This is a genomic window from Enterobacter sp. ZOR0014 (assembly GCF_000798855.1).
Taxonomy (GTDB): Bacteria; Pseudomonadota; Gammaproteobacteria; order Enterobacterales; family Enterobacteriaceae; genus Enterobacter; species Enterobacter kobei.
In genome coordinates, this window is sequence record NZ_JTLF01000003.1 from 1 (window position 1) to 21,403 (window position 21,403).

The window sequence follows — 21,403 nt, forward strand, 5'->3', positions numbered from 1 at the left end:
CACGGGATCGGTCAACCGATCCTTAACTGATCGGCATTACAACTTCGGTTGCCGTTTTTTATTGTTTGCTCCCTCTCCCTGTGGGAGAGGGCCGGAGTGAGGGCATCAGGCCGCAGAGGAATTTTGCGAGGCGCTTTCCAGTTTCTTTCGATGTCTGTTGCTGGATGAATCCACAGTAATAAAATGGCGGCGCACCTGCAAAATCAGGTGTCGGGATTGGCGTCCTGATTACACACATATGGAAAGATGTTGTTCACAACAACGTCACTGGTTTCGTTCACTCTAATTTTAGCTGCGGTATAATCCGTGTCTTCAAATATGGTGGGCTGAACCGGGGCTTCTTTTGAAGCGCCGATTTTCCATATGGTCGGTACGCCAAACCGGTTCAGTCTACCACCCGAAGTTGGCGTTTCTGGTGGTAGTTTTCAGTTTTTAATATGGAAATTATGAATATGGAAAACCAGTCTTACTCCCCATTTTACAGCGAACTCTCCCTCAATCCCGATCTCCCAACCCTTGCTGAGCGCTGCAAACTGCTCACCGAAATCCTCCTTGACTGCAAATCGCTCCCTCAAACGCAGCCTGTATGCCGTTGCCTTGGTGCATACCTGGAAGAAATGAAAACCGGCCTCACAGAATCAATGCGTGATTTTCAGGTGGTGGAATTTGAGAACGAAGCGGAAGAACCGCGACAAAAAGAGTGGCTGCTCGAAGATACAGAAACGAAATGCGACTACTGCCGGGCATTAAACCATGTACTGCTGGTATCGCATTTTGACCGCGATATGTTGCCGCACCTGACGGGATTACTGCATGATATGGTTCATTCTATGGCGGTGGATTTAATCACTACTGTACAGCCGTGGATGACAATACATCTTCCGGTACAGCAACACTAGAGCCATAAATAAAAAAGGCCGGGATGATCCCGACCTTTTAAATATTCATCTGCCATTACAGGCGAAAACAATTAGCGACTACGGAAGACAATGCGGCCTTTGCTCAGGTCGTACGGGGTCAGTTCAACAGTCACTTTGTCGCCCGTTAAAATGCGGATATAGTTTTTGCGCATTTTACCGGAGATGTGCGCAGTTACCACGTGACCGTTTTCCAGCTCTACGCGAAACATGGTGTTAGGCAACGTATCAAGTACGGTACCCTGCATTTCAATATTGTCTTCTTTGGCCATCTAATCCTCTGGGGTATCACTACCAAGTTTTGAACCGGCAAGATAATGCCGAAATTCATCAATTAAGTAAAGAATTGCGCGTTTAAAACGCAGCAAAACAGTTTCGGCGCATTGCCCAAGCGTCACGGTACAACCGAACGGAAAGCGCATTCGTAAAGGGGATACAACAGGATAAACGTCAGGACGTTATCTGAAGCGAAGGTCCCAAACGGCGGCGGGGCAACAGGCAGAAGCTACTCTGCGGCATAATTATAACACCCTCACAAAAAATATGCGGAAAACATTTAGGCATTGGGCATAAAGAGCGTTCTCGGTATCCAGAAGTCGCGCAGGAGCTTCTGCTGGCGGCTGGCATCCAGATGTTCGATGTACTGGCGTCGCGGGATCTCAACGGCGCCGAGGGAGGCCGTATGCTCATTGAGGACCTGACAATCGATCAGGTTTCCGCCGCGTTGCGCGAATTCCTGGCAGAAAATGAGCAGCGCGGTTTTCGAGGCGTTCACCGCGCGAGAGAACATCGACTCGCCGCAAAACAGCGTCCCTTGCGCCACGCCGTACATGCCGCCGACGAGTATGCCGTCTTCCCATACTTCGATGGAGTGAGCGTAGCCAAGCTCATGAAGCTGGTGGTAGGCGGTAATAATATCGCGGGTTATCCACGTCCCTTCATGGCGGTCTTGCGCACAGCCTTCAATGACCTGACCAAACGCGTGATTGAGGGTGACGCGATACGGGGATTTGGCATGGAAACGCTTCATGCTGCGGCTGAGGTGAAACTGCGCTGGCCACAGCACGGCGCGCGGATCGGGCGACCACCATAAAATCGGGTCGCCGGGTGAAAACCACGGGAAGATGCCGCGTTGGTAAGCCATTAAGAGCCGTGCAGGGCTGAGGTCCCCACCCAGGGCCAGCAGCCCATTGGGCTCACGTAGCGCTCCCTCCGGCGACGGGAACGCAATGTTATGACGAGAAAGCTGGACCAGGCGCATGACAGCAAAACTCCAGTACGCGAGTGAGGACGCTACAAATATAGTCTACAGACGCTGTTTAAACTGGTAGTAGCGACCCTGTTTCGTCAACAGCTCTGCGTGACTACCTTGCTCAATAATGTGTCCGTTGTCCATCACAATTATCCGATCAAAACTTGCCAGTCCACGCAGGCGGTGTGTGACCATCAGCACGGTTTTCCCTGCCATCACATTCGCCAGTAAATCAAGGATTTGACTCTCAGTCGTCGCATCCAGTCCTTCAGTCGGTTCGTCGAGCAGCATCAGCGGTGCATCATGCAGCAGCGCACGCGCAATCGCCAGACGGCGCAGTTCTCCACCGGAGAGCTGACGACCACCTTCACCGAGCCAGCTGTTCAGCCCGTCGTCCTCAAGCAGTTTTTGCAGCCCGACCTGTTCCAGCGTGGCGCGAAGCGCGTCGTCCGAAGCCTCCGGCGCGGCCAGTAACAGGTTATCGCGCAGGGTGGCGCTAAACAGATGCACACGCTGTGGAACGACGCTGACGGTCTTACGTAGCGCCTGCTCGCTGAAATCTGTCAGCAACGTATTATTGAAGCGAATCTGGCCGCGCTGCGGATTCCAGGCGCGGGTCAACAACTGTAGCAGCGTCGATTTACCGCAGCCGGTGCGGCCGAGGAGCGCAATTCGCTGCCCCGCATCAACTGACAGAGTGATACCTTCCAGCGCATTCTGCGCCTGTTTGTCATAGGCGAAGGTCACGTCATCAAGCGTCAGCGTCACCTGCTCAGGCACCGCGGTCTGCGCTGCGCTGAACGTTACCTCAGGCTCCTGCTCGGCAATCTGGGTGATGCGCAGGGCAGAGGCGATCACTTGACCAAGATGCTGGAAAGCGCCCGTTACCGGTGCCAGCGCTTCAAAAGCGGCCAGTGCGCAGAAAACGAAGAGGGCAATAAGCGGACCTGGCTGAGGATTACCGCCAACTCCGCCGGAAGCCAGCCACAGCATGGCAATCACCGCCACGCCGCCGATCAACATCATCAGCGCCTGAGAGAAGGCCGTCAGTTCCGACTGGCGGCGCTGGGCTTCGTGCCAGTTCAGCTCCGTACTTTCCATCCGAGCGCGGTACCTCTTGCTGGCGCCAAAAATGGTCAGCTCTGCCTGCCCCTGAAGCCAGGAGGTCAGCTGCTGGCGGTAATCGCCGCGCAGACGCGTCAGGTTTTCCCCCGTGGATTTTCCGGCGCGGTAAAACAGCGGCGGCAGAATAATGAGCGTTAACAGCATGATCCCGCCGAGCGTTAGCGCAACGGGAACATCCAGAACAGCCAGTCCCAGCGTGACCACCACAATCACCACAAACGCGCCCACGATCGGGGAGATCACGCGCAGGTAAAGGTGATCCAGCGTATCGACATCCGCAACGACACGGTTCAGTAATTCACCCTGACGAAAACGCGCCAGCCCGGCAGGGGAGAGGGGCAGCAGTTTGCTGAAGGTGTAGATACGCAGATGCTGCAGGACGCGGAACGTGGCGTCGTGGCTGACTAAACGCTCGAAATAGCGTCCGGCCGTGCGGGTAATGGCTGTACCGCGAACACCTGCCGCCGGAAGCATATAGTTGAAGCTGTATAATCCGGCAAACCCCGCCACGGCCGAGGCCGACAGGAACCAGCCGGAAAGCGTGAGCAGGCCGATACTGGCGAGCAGCGTCACAATGGCCAGCACAATCCCCAGCGTCAGCATCCATTTATGGCGTTTATAGAGCGCAAGATAAGGCAGCAGAGCACGCATCAGATGTCCTCCTGACGGTTTGCCAGCAGGGCGGCAAACGGCCCATGCGCGGCAACGAGTGAGGCGTAATCGCCTTGTTCAACAATACGTCCGTTTTCCATCACCCAGATCTCGTCCCAGTCAGCAATTCCCTCCAGCTGATGGGTAACCATCAGCGTGGTTTGTTGCAAGGAGGCGGCGTTCAGCGCCGCCATGACGCGCTGCTCACTGTGTGCGTCCAGACTGGCTGCGGGTTCATCCAGCAGCATCAGCTGGCACGGGTTAAGCAGTGCGCGGGCGACGGCCACGCGCTGCGCCTGTCCAACCGACAGCCCGGCAGACTGGTCGCCGACCACGGTATCTATACCTTGCGGGAGCATCGGCAGAAACTCGCTGACCCAGGCGCGGTCGAGAACCGATTGCAGTTCATCTTCACGCGCATCCGGGCGCGCCAGCAGAACGTTTTCACGCAGCGTAGAGGCAGGCAGTTGCGGGTTTTGCCCCACCCAACTGAGCTGTTGACGCCAGGCGTCAGGATCGAGATGACGCAGTTCGGTTTTGTTGATCCGCAGTGAACCGGTGTAGGCCATAAAACCGGATAACGCATTCAGCAGAGAACTTTTCCCGGAACCGCTGGTGCCAACCAGCACCACGCGCTTTCCGGCCGGCAGGGTGAAGTTCAGCGGGCCTGCCAGCACTTTCCCTTCCGGCGAGAGGATGCAGAAATCGCTCGCGTCGAGGGTTACCGGCTCTTTGCTGTTCAGCGTCACGTCACCCCGATCCGGATGCGCCAGCGGCGTCTCCAGGAATGTTTTCAGGCTGTCAGCTGCGCCAACTGCCTGCGCTTTGGCGTGATAGAACGTCCCCAGGTCGCGAAGCGGCTGGAAAAATTCCGGGGCCAGGATCAGCGCCAGGAAACCGGCGGAAAGGGTCACTGCCGTGCCGTAATGACCGAAATCCAGCGCGCCCAGATAGGAGAAGCCAAAGTAGACCGCCACGAGGGCAATAGACAGCGAGGTAAAGAACTCCAGTACGCCGGACGACAGGAATGCCAGGCGTAACACCTCCATGGTGCGCTGACGGAAGTCCTGCGATGCCCGACGAATGTTTTCGGTTTCCGCTTCACCACGACCAAAAATGCGCAATGTTTCCATGCCGCGAAGACGGTCCAGGAAATGGCCGCTTAAGCGCCCCAGTGCCAGGAAGTTACGGCGGTTGGCATCCGCAGCACCCATTCCGACCAGCGCCATAAAGAGGGGAATCAGCGGCGCGGTGCCCATCAGGATCAGCGCAGCCATCCAGTTCACCGGGAAGATGGCGATCACAATCAGCAGCGGAACGAAGACGGCGAGCGCCATCTGTGGCAGATAGCGTGCGTAGTAGTCGTGCATATCGTCAATCTGTTCAAGGATCAACGTCGCCCAGCTTCCGGCCGGTTTACCCTGGATCCACGCGGGCCCGGCTTCCTGCAGACGATCGAGCACCTGACGGCGGATCTCGTAGCGGATATGCTGTCCGGCATGGAAACCGACGCGCTCGCGCAGCCACACCACCCATGCGCGCAGGATAAAAATCAGGACCAGGACGATAAAAGGCATCAGGAGCGCTTCGCGCGGAATGTTCTCCATGATCATGTGGTTAAGAATGCGGGCCAGCAGCCATGCCTGGGCAACAATCAACAGACCACTGACAAACCCCAGAACACGGGAGATCGTAAGCCAGCGGCGGGAAATAACGCTTTGCTGTTTCAGCCAGCGTGTTAACTCTTGTTGACGGGTTTTTTCCATTGCGTATTTTGCAGGTGACGTTATAAGAAATTAGACATCTGCATGTTACACGCGAGCAAAAATAAAGGCGACCTGTGGCCGCCTTTATTTACGTTTGTTACTGACTTGTAAAGATTATTTACCTTGTTCAGCCAGTCCATCAAGATAGCGTTCTGCGTCCAGCGCGGCCATACAGCCGGTGCCCGCAGAGGTGATCGCCTGACGGTAAATATGGTCCATCACGTCACCAGCAGCGAACACGCCAGGGACGCTGGTTTGAGTTGCATTACCGTGAATACCAGACTGCACCTTGATGTAGCCGTTTTCCAGTTCCAGCTGACCTTCGAAGATAGCGGTATTCGGGCTGTGACCGATTGCCACAAACAGGCCAGCCACGTCCAACGTTTCGACGTTATCGGTGTTCTGGGTGTCACGAATGCGCAGTCCGGCAACGCCCATCTGATCGCCCGTTACTTCTTCCAGGGTGCGATTGGTGTGCAGCACGATGTTGCCGCTCGCCACTTTATCCATCAGACGTTTGATCAGGATCTTCTCGGCGCGGAAAGTGTCACGACGGTGGATCAGGTGCACTTCAGAGGCGATGTTTGCCAGGTAGAGCGCTTCTTCCACCGCGGTGTTGCCGCCGCCGATAACCGCGACTTTCTGGTTGCGATAGAAGAAACCGTCGCAGGTTGCGCAGGCAGAGACGCCGCGGCCTTTAAACGCTTCTTCAGACGGCAGACCGAGGTAGCGGGCAGAGGCGCCGGTGGCGATAATCAGCGCGTCACAGGTGTACTCGCCGCTGTCACCCGTCAGGCGGAACGGACGGTTCTGCAGATCGACCTTGTTGATATGGTCGAACAGGATTTCAGTTTCGAATTTCGCGGCATGCTCGTGCATGCGCTCCATCAGCAGCGGCCCGGTCAGGTCGTTCGGGTCGCCCGGCCAGTTTTCCACTTCTGTGGTGGTGGTCAGCTGACCGCCTTTTTCCATACCGGTGATCAGTACCGGTTGCAGGTTAGCGCGTGCAGCATAGACCGCCGCGGTATATCCCGCAGGTCCGGAACCAAGGATTAGCAACTTACTGTGTTTGGTCGTGCCCATGAGATCCCCATTGTTGTTGGCAGGCAATGGGCTGGATTGTAGGGAATTTGTTGCCGTAAAAAAAGAGCACTGGAGTTTTGCTTTCGATATATGCAATAGCTACGCCCGATGGATATGACGCAGTGTTATCACGTCTGCTGCTGAAAATCGCGCGTTTATAAGGCAGTAAAATGAGGATTAATACCCCTCCGTAATGAATATCCGGCATCTTGTACTAAAAATCGATGTTTTGCTTTGACAATCCCCTGCGCTTTTGCGAAAACATTCAAGGAAGAAAAAAAACCGCGTTAACCGTATGCCGCATAGGCATGCACGTAAATGCCATTTTTACCGTGTCAGTGAAATCTACGCATGGCGTGGACAGACGCCATACGTGATGTCGGTGACGGCCTTCGGGCAACGGTCTTCTTACCAATAGAACCCGAATCCGCATCGCGTCAAATACATAACCAGGCGATGTGATGACTAACGGGTACAGGCTCTGAACAGTGATGTGCACAGGGTCCAGGCAGGAGTAGGGAAGGAATACAGAGAGACAATAATAATGGTAGATAGCAAGAAGCGCCCTGGCAAAGATCTCGACCGTATCGATCGTAACATTCTTAATGAATTGCAAAAGGATGGGCGTATTTCCAACGTCGAGCTTTCAAAACGTGTGGGTCTTTCCCCGACGCCGTGCCTTGAGCGTGTGCGCCGACTGGAAAGACAGGGTTTTATTCAGGGCTATACGGCTCTGCTGAACCCGCATTATCTGGATGCCTCACTTCTGGTATTTGTTGAGATTACTCTGAATCGTGGTGCACCGGATGTGTTTGAGCAATTTAACGCCGCTGTACAAAAACTTGAAGAAATTCAAGAGTGTCACCTGGTGTCCGGTGATTTCGACTACCTGTTGAAAACCCGTGTGCCTGATATGTCCGCCTACCGTAAGCTGCTGGGGGAAACCCTGCTGCGTCTGCCAGGCGTGAACGACACCCGTACTTATGTGGTGATGGAAGAGGTCAAACAGAGCAATCGTCTGGTTATTAAGACGCGCTAACACGGAACAGGTGCAAAATCAGCGTAGTTTGATTACACTCCTGTTAATCCATACAGCAACAGTGCCGGGGAGTCCCGGCGCTGTTGTCCGTTTTAGCAAACAGGCAGGATATGCCTGATACCTGGAGAGCCTTTCTTGAGCCAGGAATACACTGAAGACAAAGAAGTCACACTATCGAAGCTAAGCAGCGGACGTCGTCTCCTCGAGGCTTTGCTGATTGTTATTGCCCTTTTTGCCGTCTGGCTGATGGCAGCCTTACTCAGTTTCAACCCTTCCGATCCCAGCTGGTCACAAACCGCATGGCATGAACCTATCCATAATTTAGGTGGTGTACCCGGTGCCTGGCTTGCGGACACGCTCTTTTTCATATTCGGTGTGATGGCCTACACCATTCCCGTCATTATCATCGGCGGATGCTGGTTTGCATGGCGTCATCGTCAGAACGATGATTACATCGACTATTTTGCGGTTTCCCTGCGCCTGATTGGCGCGCTGGCACTGATCCTCACCTCCTGCGGGCTGGCGGCGATTAACGCCGATGACATCTGGTACTTCGCCTCCGGCGGGGTCATTGGTAGCCTGCTCAGTTCTGCGTTACAGCCCATGCTGCACAGCAGCGGTGGCACGCTGGCGCTGCTGTGCATCTGGGCGGCAGGATTGACGCTGTTTACCGGCTGGTCATGGGTGAGCATTGCCGAAAAAATCGGCAGCTTTATTCTCACGATCCTGACGTTCGCCAGCAACCGGACCCGCCGCGACGATACGTGGGTCGATGATGACGACTATGAAGAGGAATACGATGAGGAAGACGAGGCCCCGGTACAGCGTCGTGAATCTCGTCGTGCCCGTATTCTGCGCGGTGCCCTGGCGCGTCGCCAGCGCGTCGCGGAAAAATTTGCCAACCCGCTTGGACGCAAAACGGATGCCGCGCTCTTCTCCGGTAAACGTATGGATGAAGACGAGCAGGTTGAGTACCGTGCCGCGGGTGCCGCTGTCGATCCTGATGATGTGCTGTTCTCCGGCAGCCGTGCTACCCCGGGTGAATTTGACGAATACGATCCGCTGCTGAACGGCCATACGGTCACCGCACCGGTTGCGGCAGCCGCAGCCGCCACGACTGCCGCGCAGGCGTATGCCGCGCCTGTCGAAGCCGTGATGCCCTCCGCGCCGGTTCCACCACCAGAATCCGTTATTCAGCAGCCACACGTTGCGTGGCAGACCGCGCCCGGTGTTCATACGCCGGAGCCCGTTATCGCGCCTGAACCTGAAAGCTATATTCCTGTGCAGCAGGAACCGTGGCAGCAGCCTTACCAGCCGCCGCAACCTGAGTATGAACTGCAGCACTATGAGCAGCCTGTGGCCCAGCCGTATCAGGAATATGTGCCTGAACCGGTTGAACCTGCGCAGCCATATGCAGAGCCTCAGCCTGAACCTGAGGTGATGGAAGAGGTGAAACCGTCTCGTCCGCCAATGTACTATTTTGAAGAAGTTGAAGAACGCCGCGCCCGTGAACGCGAGCAGCTGGCGGCCTGGTATCAACCTGTGCCTGAACCCGCGCAGGAGCCCGTTACGAAGGCACCTTCAGTTTCGGTTCCGCCGGTCGACGCAACGCCTGCGGTTGCACCTGTCGCGGAAAGCGTGAAGCAGGCCACCGTGGCCGCTGCAGCTGCCGCACCTGTCTTCAGCCTGGCTACGGGTGGCGCACCGCGTCCTCAGGTGAAAGAGGGGATTGGTCCACAGTTGCCACGCCCTAACCGCGTTCGCGTTCCTACCCGTCGTGAACTTGCCTCTTACGGCATCAAGCTGCCATCCCAGCGTATGGCCGAAGAAAAAGCACGTGAGTCGGACTACGAAGATGACGCAGATGACATGCAGCAGGACGAACTGGCTCGCCAGTTCGCGGCACAGCAGAATCAACGCTACGGTGAAGAATACCAGCACGATGAGCCCGCTCTGGACGATGAAGATGAAGCTGCAGAGGCAGAGTTAGCGCGTCAGTTCGCGGCAACGCAACAGCAGCGCTACTCCGGGGAACAGCCAACGGGTGCCAACCCGTTCTCATTGTCTGATTTCGAGTTCTCACCAATGAAAGACCTGGTGGATGATGGTCCGAGTGAGCCTTTATTTACCCCGAGCGTGATGCCTGAAGCTGAACCTGTGCGTCAGCAGCCTGCCCCGCAGGCCTATGCACAGCCGCAACAACCGGTTCAGCAGCCGTATGCTCAACCGCAGCAGCCACAACACCAGCCGCCGCAGTTCCAGCAGCCAGCGCCACAGCCGCAGGAGAGCCTGATTCACCCGCTGCTGATGCGTAACGGTGACAGCCGTCCGCTGCAGCGTCCAAGCACGCCGCTGCCGTCACTGGATCTGCTGACGCCACCTCCTGCTGAAGTCGAGCCGGTTGATACTTTTGCTCTGGAGCAGATGGCCCGTCTGGTGGAAGCCCGTCTGGCTGACTTCCGCATTAAGGCGGATGTGGTGAACTACTCCCCGGGTCCGGTCATCACCCGTTTCGAACTGAACCTGGCGCCGGGCGTAAAAGCCGCGCGTATTTCTAACCTGTCTCGTGACCTGGCGCGTTCTCTGTCGACCGTGGCGGTGCGTGTGGTGGAAGTGATTCCGGGTAAACCGTACGTGGGTCTTGAACTGCCGAACAAAAAACGTCAGACCGTCTACCTGCGTGAAGTGCTGGACAACACCAAGTTCCGTGATAACCCCTCTCCGCTGACCGTGGTGCTGGGTAAAGATATCGCTGGCGATCCGGTGGTGGCAGACCTCGCGAAAATGCCTCACCTGCTGGTGGCCGGTACGACCGGTTCCGGTAAGTCCGTCGGCGTGAACGCCATGATCCTCAGCATGCTCTACAAAGCGCAGCCGGAAGATGTGCGTTTCATCATGATCGACCCGAAAATGCTCGAACTGTCCGTCTACGAAGGTATCCCGCATCTGCTGACGGAAGTGGTCACCGACATGAAAGACGCTGCCAACGCCCTGCGCTGGAGCGTCAACGAGATGGAACGCCGCTACAAGTTGATGTCTGCATTGGGCGTGCGTAACCTGGCCGGTTATAACGAGAAAATCGCCCAGGCGATGCGCATGGGGCGTCCGATTCCGGATCCTTACTGGAAGCCGGGCGATAGCATGGATGCCCAGCATCCGGTGCTGGAAAAACTGCCTTATATCGTCGTGCTGGTGGATGAGTTTGCTGACCTGATGATGACCGTCGGTAAGAAGGTAGAAGAGTTGATTGCTCGTCTGGCGCAGAAAGCGCGTGCGGCCGGTATTCACCTCGTGCTGGCCACCCAGCGTCCTTCGGTGGACGTTATTACGGGTCTTATCAAAGCGAACATTCCGACGCGTATCGCCTTTACCGTATCAAGTAAAATCGACTCCCGTACCATTCTTGACCAGGGCGGCGCAGAGTCGCTGCTGGGTATGGGTGACATGCTTTATTCCGGCCCGAACTCCACCTCTCCGGTGCGTGTCCACGGTGCGTTCGTCCGCGATGAAGAAGTTCACGCCGTCGTGCAGGACTGGAAAGCACGCGGTCGCCCACAATATGTGGACGGTATTACCAGCGATACGGAAAGCGAAGGCGGCGGCGGTGGCTTTGACGGCGGCGAAGAGCTGGATCCGTTATTCGATCAGGCGGTTAATTTCGTCACCGAAAAACGTAAAGCCTCGATCTCTGGCGTCCAGCGTCAGTTCCGCATTGGCTATAACCGCGCGGCGCGTATTATCGAACAGATGGAAGCCCAGGGCATCGTGAGCGAGCAGGGGCATAACGGTAACCGCGAGGTGCTGGCGCCGCCGCCGTTTGATTAACCTTCAGCGATTGCAAAGAAGGGTAAATCAGCCAAAATTAAGCATTTTCTTCTGTCGCCTGCCTTCGGGCAGGTCCAGAATAGATGACGGAAACCCCATTTCGGGAAGACGTATTTTAAGGAATAACAATGAAAAAAATCGCCATTGCCTGTGCATTACTCACCAGTTTTGTAGCCAGCAGCGTCTGGGCTGATGCGGCCAGCGACCTTAAAAGCCGACTGGATAAAGTGAGCAGCTTCCACGCCAGCTTCACGCAGAAAGTGACTGACGGCAGCGGCAACGCGGTGCAGGAAGGTCAGGGAGATTTGTGGGTAAAACGCCCGAATCTGTTTAACTGGCACATGACTCAGCCGGATGAGAGCATCCTGGTCTCTGACGGTAAAACACTGTGGTTCTTCAACCCGTTCGTTGAGCAGGCCACGGCAACCTGGTTGAAAGATGCCACCAGCAATACGCCCTTTATGCTGATCGCCCGCAACCAGGCCAGCGACTGGCAGCAGTACAATATTAAGCAGAACGGTGATGAGTTTGTCCTGACGCCGAAAGGCAGCAACGGCAACCTGAAGCAGTTCACCATCAACGTCAGCACCAACGGGACCATCAATCAGTTCGGCGCGGTTGAGCAGGACGATCAGCGCAGCAGCTACCAGCTCAAGTCTCAGCAGAACGGCGCCGTGGATGCATCGAAATTCACCTTTACCCCGCCGCAGGGCGTAACGGTGGACGACCAACGCAATAAATAAGAGGCATGGGTGAGCAATCTGTCGCTCGATTTTTCAGATAATGCGTTTCAACCTCTGGCCGCTCGTATGCGGCCAGAAAATTTAGCGCAGTACATCGGCCAGCAGCACTTGCTGGCTGCGGGGAAACCCTTGCCGCGGGCCATTGAGGCCGGGCATTTGCACTCCATGATCCTCTGGGGACCACCCGGGACCGGTAAAACGACCCTCGCTGAAGTGATTGCCCGCTATGCCAACGCTGACGTAGAACGTATCTCGGCGGTCACGTCCGGCGTGAAGGAGATCCGCGAGGCAATCGAGCGCGCGCGTCAGAACCGTAATGCCGGGCGCCGCACCATCCTCTTTGTCGACGAAGTTCACCGCTTCAACAAGAGCCAGCAGGATGCTTTTCTGCCGCATATTGAAGACGGCACAATTTTCTTCATCGGCGCGACCACCGAAAACCCCTCGTTTGAACTGAATTCGGCGCTGCTCTCTCGCGCCCGCGTTTACCTGCTCAAATCCCTGACCACCGAGGATATCGAAAAGGTTCTGACCCAGGCGATGGACGATAAAGCACGCGGCTACGGCGGGCAGGATATCGTTCTGCCTGACGAAACGCGCAGGGCGATTGCGGAGCTGGTTAATGGCGATGCGCGCCGCGCGCTGAACACCCTGGAAATGATGGCCGATATGGCCGAAGTGGATGATGCCGGAAAGCGGGTGCTGAAGCCGGAACTCCTGACCGAAATTGCCGGTGAGCGCAGCGCGCGTTTTGATAATAAAGGCGATCGTTTCTACGACCTGATCTCGGCGTTGCATAAGTCCGTCCGCGGCAGCGCCCCGGATGCGGCGCTTTACTGGTACGCACGCATAATCACCGCGGGTGGCGATCCGCTGTACGTGGCGCGCCGCTGTCTGGCCATTGCCTCAGAAGATGTCGGCAATGCTGACCCGCGCGCCATGCAGGTTGCCCTTTCTGCCTGGGACTGCTTTACCCGCGTGGGCCCAGCAGAAGGCGAGCGTGCGATTGCGCAGGCGATTGTCTATCTGGCCTGCGCGCCGAAAAGCAATGCTGTCTATACCGCGTTTAAGGCCGCGATGTCGGACGCACGTGAACGCCCGGATTACGATGTGCCGGTTCATCTGCGCAACGCGCCAACCAAACTGATGAAGGAGATGGGCTACGGGCAGGAGTATCGCTATGCGCATGACGAGCCCAACGCCTATGCCGCCGGGGAGGAGTATTTCCCGCAGGAAATGGCACAAACCCGCTATTATCACCCTACAAACAGAGGTCTTGAGGGCAAGATTGGTGAAAAGCTCACCTGGCTCGCCGGACAGGATCAAAATAGCCCTATAAAACGCTACCGTTAGTTCGATCGTTGCGGTAATGTTGGCATAGTATCCTTGTGACCGCAGGCTGTGGTCACATTTTCCTATTTTAATTCGATAAGCACAGGATAAGCATGCTCGATCCCAATCTGCTGCGTAATGAGCCAGACGCAGTCGCTGAAAAACTGGCACGCCGGGGCTTTAAGCTGGATGTAGATAAGCTGCGCGCTCTTGAAGAGCGTCGTAAAGTTCTGCAGGTACAAACTGAAAATCTGCAGGCAGAGCGTAATTCTCGATCGAAATCCATTGGCCAGGCGAAAGCGCGCGGGGAAGATATTGAGCCATTACGCCTGGAAGTGAACAAACTGGGTGAAGAGCTGGATCAGGCGAAAGCCGAGCTGGACGTTCTTCAGGCCGAAATTCGCGATATTGCGCTGGCGATCCCGAACATTCCTGACGACAGCGTGCCTGTCGGCAAAGACGAGAACGATAACGTTGAAGTGAAACGCTGGGGTACGCCTCGCGAGTTCGACTTCGAGGTGCGCGATCACGTCACGCTGGGCGAAATGCACGCGGGTCTGGACTTTGCGGCCGCGGTTAAGCTGACCGGTTCTCGCTTCGTGGTGATGAAAGGCCAGATTGCCCATCTGCACCGTGCGCTGGCCCAGTTCATGTTGGATCTGCACACCGAGCAGCACGGTTACAGCGAAACCTACGTCCCGTATCTGGTCAACCACGATACGCTGTACGGTACGGGTCAGCTGCCGAAATTTGCCGGCGACCTGTTCCATACCCGTCCGCTGGATGAAGAAGCAGACAGCAGCAACTATGCGCTGATCCCTACCGCAGAAGTGCCGCTGACTAACCTCGTGCGTGATGAGATCATCGACGAAGACGAACTGCCGATCAAACTGACCGCACACTCTCCGTGCTTCCGTTCTGAAGCGGGATCTTATGGCCGCGACACCCGTGGTCTGATCCGTATGCACCAGTTCGATAAAGTCGAGATGGTGCAGATTGTTCGTCCGGAAGACTCCATGGACGCGCTGGAAGAGATGACGGGTCACGCCGAGAAAGTCCTCGAGCTGCTGGGCCTGCCGTATCGTCGTATGGCGCTGTGTACCGGTGATATGGGCTTTGGTGCCTGCAAAACCTTCGACCTGGAAGTGTGGGTACCTGCGCAGAACACCTACCGTGAAATCTCCTCCTGCTCTAACGTCTGGGATTTCCAGGCGCGCCGCATGCAGGCACGCTGCCGCAGTAAATCTGACAAGAAAACCCGTCTGGTGCATACCCTGAACGGCTCTGGTCTGGCTGTGGGTCGTACGCTGGTTGCCGTGCTGGAAAACTATCAGCAGGCAGATGGCCGTATTGAGATCCCTGAAGTGCTGCGCCCATACATGAAAGGTCAGCAGTACATCGGCTAAATATGTGCCTCAAAACAAAAAAAGCGCCTTCGGGCGCTTTTTTTATGCCTGTGAATTGATACGACGCAATACCCCCTGCCTCTAAAGTAGTAATACTCCTCCGAATGAAAGTCAGCAGAAAAAGCTGATAACGAATAATTTCGTTATATATAAAACTACATAGCGGTTTGTGCCGCCTCTCTTTTCTTTGTGAGCAACCAAAGTGAGTCTCTATGAAAATCAACGCGCCTGAAGAATTGCTGGCTGCCGAGGTCACTCGCCGTGGTTTGATGAAAACCACGGCAATAGGCGGCCTGGCTGTAGCCAGCAGCGCTTTCACGCTCCCTTTTACCCGACTGGCGTCAGCGGCGGATGCACTATCCCCGGCCTCAGTCCCGGAAAAAGTGGTGTGGAGTGCCTGTACGGTAAACTGCGGTAGCCGTTGCCCGCTGCGTATGCACGTAGTGGATGGCGAAATAAAATATGTCGAAACCGACAATACCGGGGACGATAACTACGAAGGGTTACACCAGGTTCGCGCCTGTCTGCGTGGCCGCTCCATGCGTCGTCGCGTCTATAATCCGGATCGTCTTAAGTACCCAATGAAGCGCGTGGGTAAACGTGGGGAAGGGAAGTTCGAGCGCATTAGCTGGGATGAAGCCTACGATATTATCGCCACCAATATGCAGCGGCTGATCAAAGAGTATGGCAACGAATCCATCTACCTGAACTACGGTACCGGCACGCTGGGCGGCACGCTAACCCGCTCCTGGCCACCAGGAAAAACGCTGGTGGCGCGTCTGATGAACTGCTGCGGCGGTTATCTTAACCACTATGGTGACTACTCCTCTGCACAAATCGCCGCAGGACTGAATTACACCTACGGTGGCTGGGCAGACGGCAACAGCCCGTCTGATATCGAAAACAGCAAGCTGGTCGTTCTGTTCGGGAACAATCCGGGTGAAACGCGTATGAGCGGCGGCGGGGTGACCTACTACCTCGAACAGGCGCGTGCTAAATCCAATGCCCGCATGATCATTATCGATCCGCGCTATACCGACACCGGTGCAGGACGCGAAGATGAGTGGATCCCAATCCGCCCAGGTACCGATGCCGCGCTGGTCTCCGCGCTGGCGTGGGTGATGATCACTGAAAATCTCGTCGATCAGCCGTTCCTGGATAAATACTGCGTCGGTTATGACGAGAAAACCCTGCCAGCCAGTGCCCCAGCTAATGGCCACTACAAGGCGTATATTCTCGGTCAGGGCAGCGACGGCGTGGCGAAAACGCCGGAGTGGGCGTCTACCATCACCGGTATTCCGGTCGAGCGTATTGTTCAACTGGCGCGTGAAATTGGCTCAGCCAAACCGGCCTATATCAGCCAGGGGTGGGGACCGCAGCGTCATGCGAACGGTGAAATTGCCACCCGCGCAATCTCCATGCTCTCCATTCTGACCGGCAACGTGGGTATTCATGGCGGTAACACTGGTGCGCGTGAAGGCTCATATGAAGTCCCGTTTGAACGTATGCCAACGCTGGACAACCCGGTACAAACCAGCATTTCCATGTTTATGTGGACCGATGCGATTGAACGTGGCCCGGAAATGACCGCCTTGCGCGACGGCGTGCGCGGTAAGGACAAGCTGGACGTGCCGATCAAGATGATCTGGAACTACGCCGGTAACTGTCTTATCAACCAGCATTCGGAAATCAACCGCACTCATGAAATCCTGCAGGACGACAAGAAGTGCGAGATGATTGTGGTGATCGACTGCCACATGACCTCCTCGGCAAAATACGCCGACATTCTGCTGCCGGACTGCACCGCGTCTGAGCAGATGGACTTCGCGCTGGATGCCTCCTGCGGCAACATGTCTTACGTGATCTTCACCGATCAGGCGATTAAACCGCGCTTCGAGTGCAAAACCATCTATGAGATGACCTCCGAGCTGGCGAAGCGTCTGGGCGTTGAGCAGCAGTTTACCGAGGGACGTACTCAGGAAGGCTGGATGCGCCATCTGCATGAACTCTCCCGCAAAGCCATCCCAGACCTGCCGGATTTCGATACCTTCCGCAAGCAGGGCATGTACAAACAGCGCGATCCTGAAGGGCATCACGTTGCCTACAAAGCGTTCCGCGAAGACCCGCAGGCGAACCCGCTGACTACGCCGTCGGGCAAAATTGAAATCTACTCCGAAGAACTGGCAAAAATTGCGTCTACCTGGGAGTTGCCGGACGGAGACGTTATCGATCCGCTGCCGATCTACACGCCAGGATTCGAAAACTATAACGATCCGCTCACGGCGAAATTCCCGCTGCAGTTGACCGGTTTCCACTATAAAGCGCGCGTTCACTCCACCTACGGTAACGTCGACGTACTGAAAGCCGCCTGCCGCCAGGAGATGTGGATCAACCCGATGGATGCGAAAGCGCGTGGCATTAACAATGGCGATCGCGTGCGCATCTTCAACGGCCGCGGTGAGGTGCATATTGAAGCCAAAGTCACGCCACGCATGATGCCAGGCGTCGTGGCGCTGGGAGAAGGGGCATGGTACAGCCCTGATGCCAACCGCATCGATCAGGCAGGCAGCATTAACGTACTGACCACGCAGCGTCCGTCGCCGCTGGCGAAAGGCAACCCGTCTCACACAAACCTTGTTCAGGTTGAAAAGGTTTAAGGAGTAACCGATGACAACCCTGTATGGATTTTTCATTGATTCCAGCCGTTGCACCGGGTGCAAAACCTGCGAGCTGGCCTGTAAAGATTACAAAGATCTCACCCCAGACGTGAGTTTCCGTCGCATCTACGAATACGCCGGAGGCGACTGGCAGGAAGATAACGGTGTCTGGCATCAGAACGTGTTTGCCTATTACCTGTCGATTGCCTGTAACCACTGCGAAGACCCTGCCTGTACGAAGGTCTGTCCGAGCGGGGCGATGCACAAGCGTGAAGACGGTTTCGTGGTCGTGGATGAAGATGTTTGTATCGGCTGCCGCTACTGCCATATGGCCTGCCCGTACGGCGCACCTCAGTACAATGCCGCCAAAGGGCATATGACCAAGTGCGACGGCTGCCACTCTCGCGTCGCGGATGGCAAAAAACCGATCTGCGTTGAGTCCTGTCCGCTGCGCGCGCTGGACTTTGGCCCTATAGAAGAACTGCGTCAAAAACATGGCCAGCTTGCTGCGGTAGCACCGCTGCCGTCCGCGCACTTCACGAAGCCAAGTATTGTGATTAAACCTAACGCCAACAGCCGTCCTACAGGTGATACCACCGGCTACCTGGCAAACCCGAAGGAGGTGTGAGATGGGAAGTGGATGGCATGAATGGCCGCTGATGATCTTCACGGTCTTTGGTCAGTGCGTGGCGGGTGGCTTCATCGTGCTCGCGCTGGCACTGCTGAAAGGTCAACTCGCTGCTGAACAGCAGCAGCGTTTAGTGTTGAGCATGTTTGGCCTGTGGGTGCTGATGGGGATTGGTTTTATCGCCTCTACGCTGCACCTGGGCTCACCGATGCGCGCGTTTAACTCGCTTAACCGCGTGGGGGCATCGTCCCTCAGTAACGAGATTGCCAGCGGGGCGATTTTCTTCGCCATCGGCGGGCTGGGCTGGTTGCTGGCAGCGCTTAAAAAATTGCCTGCAGGTCTGCGTAGCCTCTGGCTGATCGTGACCATGGTGCTGGGCGTGGTGTTTGTATGGATGATGGTGCGTGTCTATAACACCATTGATACCGTCCCTACCTGGTACAGCGTCTGGACGCCAATGAGCTTCTTCCTGACGATGTTTATCGGCGGGCCGCTGCTCGGCTATCTGCTTTTGCGCGTGGCGGGGGTAGACGGCTGGGCAATGCGTTTGCTGCCAGCCGTATCGCTGCTGGCGCTGGTAGTGAGTGCAATCGTTGCCCTGATGCAGGGCGCTGAGCTGGCCACCATTCATAGCTCCATTCAGCAGGCCTCTGCGCTGGTGCCGGATTACGGTTCTCTGATGGCCTGGCGTATCGTGCTGCTGGTAGCGGCGTTGGTATTCTGGATCGCGCCTCAGCTAAAAGGCTACCAGCCTGCTCTGCCGTTGTTATCACTGGCCTTTGTGCTGGTGCTGGCAGGGGAGTTGATTGGTCGTGGCGTCTTTTATGGTCTGCATATGACGGTCGGTATGGCCATCGCCAGCTAATCTTATTTTTTGTTATAAAAAGCCGGGACATAGCGCCCGGCTTTTCTTTTTTCATTCATGAAATTTTTCGACTGTCGTTTTGTTTTAATTTCTACCATTAATAAATAAAAACAGAGACATAATTAATATCTATAGCAGGCACTGCATTAGCAGGATAAGTTTTTTAAATCGACAGGGAACATATCGTGCGAGCCGGCTAAATCAGTGGATTGACTTTGTTTTTGCCAGTGGCATGATGCGCACGAAATCTGAACTTCCTCACGGTTTTTAATCCATGACCACCTATACCCGGCCAGTGCTACTGTTGCTCTGTGGCCTGCTTCTGCTGACCCTGGCGATCGCAGTGTTGAATACGCTCGTCCCGCTGTGGCTCGCCCATGAAAACTTACCGACCTGGCAGGTGGGTATGGTTAGCTCGTCCTTTTTCACCGGGAACCTGCTGGGCACATTATTAACCGGTAGCCTGATTAAACGCTTTGGCTTTAATCGCAGCTATTATCTGGCTTCGCTGATTTTCGCCGCCGGGTGTGCCGGGTTGGGCCTGATGGTCGGCTTCTGGAGCTGGATGGCGTGGCGCTTTATCGCCGGTGTCGGTTGCGCGATGATTTGGGTGGTTGTTGAAAGTGCGCTGATGTGCAGCGGTACGTCACGTAACCGCGGACGCCTGCTGGCAGCCTATATGATGGTTTACTATGTGGGCACCGTGCTGGGACAACTGATGGTCAGCAAACTGCCAACGGACCTGATGAGCGTGCTGCCATGGGCAACCGGTATGGTGCTGGCGGCGATCCTGCCGCTGCTCTTTACGCGTATCGTGAACCAGAAAAGTGAGCATCAGGAAGCGACCCACATCTGGCCGATGCTGAGGCTGCGCCAGGCGCGTCTGGGAGTTAATGGGTGTATTATCTCGGGGATTGTTCTGGGCTCGCTCTATGGTCTTATGCCGCTCTACCTGAACCATCAGGGCGTCAGCGATGCCGGGATTGGTTTCTGGATGGCGGTCATGGTGAGCGCGGGGATTGTCGGGCAGTGGCCGATTGGCCGCCTGGCCGATCGCTTCGGTCGCCTTCTGGTGCTGCGCGTTCAGGTCTTCGTGGTGATCATGGGCTGTTTTGCTATGCTCAGCAACGCCGCGATGGCCCCAGCGCTGTTTATCCTTGGGGCAGCGGGGTTCACGCTTTATCCGGTCGCGATGGCGTGGGCCTGTGAGAAAGTTGAACATCACCAGCTGGTGGCGATGAACCAGGCGCTGTTATTAAGCTATACCATCGGCAGCCTGCTGGGACCAACATTTACCGCGATGCTGATGCAGAATTATTCTGACAATTTGCTGTTTATCATGATCGCCAGCGTGTCGTTTATTTATCTCTTAATGCTGCTGCGCAAAGCAGGCGAGCATCCAACGCCTGTGGCGCACGCCTGATTAAATAAAAGCCTGTCATTGACAGGCTTTTTTGTCCCTGTCACATATAAGACTTTTACGTATTGTTTGTTTTCCCCGCCCGGCGATAATTCAAATGAGTTCTACCACTAAAAGGCAACAATCATGTCTAAACGTCGTTTTTCCACTACCGCACTTGCCGTAGTGTTGTCTTTAACGTTTGCAGCGGCTCCGGTCATGGCTAATCCAGGAAACGGGAATGGCGGCGGTCACGGCAACGGTGGCGGACAAGGTAATGGCGGCAATCATGGTAACGGGAACTCTGGTAACCATGGTAATAAGCAAAATAGCGGTCAGGATAACCCAGGGAAATCAGATAAGAGCTTTAAAAGCAGCAAAGATGTCGGCAATGATGTTGACGCTCGCGTAAGCTTCGATCATGCCCGTCACCTGGCACTGAATTACGGCTTAACGGGCTATGAGTCTCTGCCTCCGGGTATTGCGAAAAACCTGGCCCGCGGTAAACCGCTTCCTCCGGGTATTGCGAAGAAAACCGTGCCAGCCTCTATGCTCGGCCAGCTTCCATCCTACCCAGGTTATGAATGGCGCGTGGTGGGTGACGATCTGGTCTTAATTGCGCTGAGTACGGCGATTGTGACTTCCGTTATTAACGGCGTCTTTAAATAGAATTTAAAAAGGCCCGGTTCTCACCGGGCCTTTTCTTTAATACATG

Annotated in this window: 16 protein-coding genes; 11 read left to right on the forward strand and 5 right to left on the reverse strand. The window is 55.7% G+C overall.

Features of this window, described 5'->3' with window-relative positions; translation table 11 throughout:
* Positions 1 to 446: 446 nt before the first annotated feature.
* The gene (locus L977_RS00015; RefSeq protein WP_047624184.1) at positions 447 to 899 is read left to right on the forward strand and encodes a hypothetical protein; all 453 of its coding nucleotides are present in this window, start codon (positions 447 to 449) and stop codon (positions 897 to 899) included.
* Positions 900 to 970: 71 nt separating this feature from the next.
* Here L977_RS00015 and infA read toward each other — a convergent pair whose 3' ends face one another.
* The 5 genes from infA to trxB form a co-directional block, all read right to left on the reverse strand.
* Entirely contained in the window at positions 971 to 1,189 is a 219-nt protein-coding gene (gene infA / locus L977_RS00020) for a translation initiation factor IF-1 (protein WP_002211347.1), read from the reverse strand.
* A gap of 284 nt (positions 1,190 to 1,473) precedes the next feature.
* The gene (aat, locus tag L977_RS00025) at positions 1,474 to 2,178 is read right to left on the reverse strand and encodes a leucyl/phenylalanyl-tRNA--protein transferase (protein ID WP_047624187.1); all 705 of its coding nucleotides are present in this window, start codon (positions 2,176 to 2,178) and stop codon (positions 1,474 to 1,476) included.
* A gap of 45 nt (positions 2,179 to 2,223) precedes the next feature.
* Positions 2,224 to 3,945 carry a heme ABC transporter ATP-binding protein/permease CydC gene (cydC, locus tag L977_RS00030; RefSeq protein ID WP_047624188.1) on the reverse strand — a complete coding sequence of 574 codons (1,722 nt, stop codon included), beginning with the start codon at positions 3,943 to 3,945 and terminating at the stop codon, positions 2,224 to 2,226.
* Positions 3,945 to 5,711: a heme ABC transporter permease/ATP-binding protein CydD gene (gene cydD, locus L977_RS00035; RefSeq protein WP_047624189.1), complete on the reverse strand. Its 1,767-nt coding sequence runs from the start codon at positions 5,709 to 5,711 to the stop codon at positions 3,945 to 3,947. The genes cydC and cydD overlap by 1 nt, the downstream gene beginning before the upstream one ends.
* 114 nt (positions 5,712 to 5,825) lie before the next feature.
* On the reverse strand, positions 5,826 to 6,794 hold the full coding sequence (gene trxB / locus L977_RS00040) for a thioredoxin-disulfide reductase (RefSeq protein WP_023332535.1): 969 nt from the start codon (positions 6,792 to 6,794) through the stop codon (positions 5,826 to 5,828).
* A 544-nt stretch (positions 6,795 to 7,338) separates the two neighbouring features.
* On the opposite strand from trxB, the gene lrp reads away from it, so the two are divergent.
* From lrp to L977_RS00090, 10 genes are all read left to right on the forward strand, one after another.
* Positions 7,339 to 7,833, forward strand: a complete 495-nt coding sequence (gene lrp / locus L977_RS00045; protein ID WP_000228469.1) for a leucine-responsive transcriptional regulator Lrp — start codon at positions 7,339 to 7,341, stop codon at positions 7,831 to 7,833.
* Positions 7,834 to 7,968: 135 nt separating this feature from the next.
* The gene (locus L977_RS00050) at positions 7,969 to 11,658 is read left to right on the forward strand and encodes a DNA translocase FtsK 4TM domain-containing protein (protein ID WP_047624193.1); all 3,690 of its coding nucleotides are present in this window, start codon (positions 7,969 to 7,971) and stop codon (positions 11,656 to 11,658) included.
* A 128-nt stretch (positions 11,659 to 11,786) separates the two neighbouring features.
* The gene (gene lolA, locus L977_RS00055) at positions 11,787 to 12,401 is read left to right on the forward strand and encodes an outer membrane lipoprotein chaperone LolA (RefSeq protein WP_014883204.1); all 615 of its coding nucleotides are present in this window, start codon (positions 11,787 to 11,789) and stop codon (positions 12,399 to 12,401) included.
* Between the two features lie 9 nt (positions 12,402 to 12,410).
* Complete coding sequence (rarA, locus tag L977_RS00060) at positions 12,411 to 13,754, forward strand: replication-associated recombination protein RarA (protein ID WP_023338207.1); 1,344 nt, start codon at positions 12,411 to 12,413, stop codon at positions 13,752 to 13,754.
* 92 nt (positions 13,755 to 13,846) lie between these two features.
* Positions 13,847 to 15,139, forward strand: a complete 1,293-nt coding sequence (serS, locus tag L977_RS00065; RefSeq protein ID WP_023332538.1) for a serine--tRNA ligase — start codon at positions 13,847 to 13,849, stop codon at positions 15,137 to 15,139.
* A gap of 212 nt (positions 15,140 to 15,351) precedes the next feature.
* On the forward strand, positions 15,352 to 17,796 hold the full coding sequence (dmsA, locus tag L977_RS00070; protein WP_047624200.1) for a dimethylsulfoxide reductase subunit A: 2,445 nt from the start codon (positions 15,352 to 15,354) through the stop codon (positions 17,794 to 17,796).
* Positions 17,797 to 17,806: 10 nt separating this feature from the next.
* Entirely contained in the window at positions 17,807 to 18,424 is a 618-nt protein-coding gene (locus L977_RS00075; RefSeq protein WP_047624202.1) for a DMSO/selenate family reductase complex B subunit, read from the forward strand.
* A 1-nt stretch (position 18,425) separates the two neighbouring features.
* On the forward strand, positions 18,426 to 19,289 hold the full coding sequence (locus L977_RS00080; protein ID WP_047624203.1) for a dimethyl sulfoxide reductase anchor subunit family protein: 864 nt from the start codon (positions 18,426 to 18,428) through the stop codon (positions 19,287 to 19,289).
* A 274-nt stretch (positions 19,290 to 19,563) separates the two neighbouring features.
* Positions 19,564 to 20,712: an MFS transporter gene (locus L977_RS00085; protein WP_047624204.1), complete on the forward strand. Its 1,149-nt coding sequence runs from the start codon at positions 19,564 to 19,566 to the stop codon at positions 20,710 to 20,712.
* 123 nt (positions 20,713 to 20,835) lie between these two features.
* Positions 20,836 to 21,357 (forward strand): anti-virulence regulator CigR family protein, encoded by a 522-nt coding sequence (locus L977_RS00090; RefSeq protein ID WP_023332541.1) that lies wholly within the window; start codon positions 20,836 to 20,838, stop codon positions 21,355 to 21,357.
* Positions 21,358 to 21,403 lie beyond the last annotated feature (46 nt).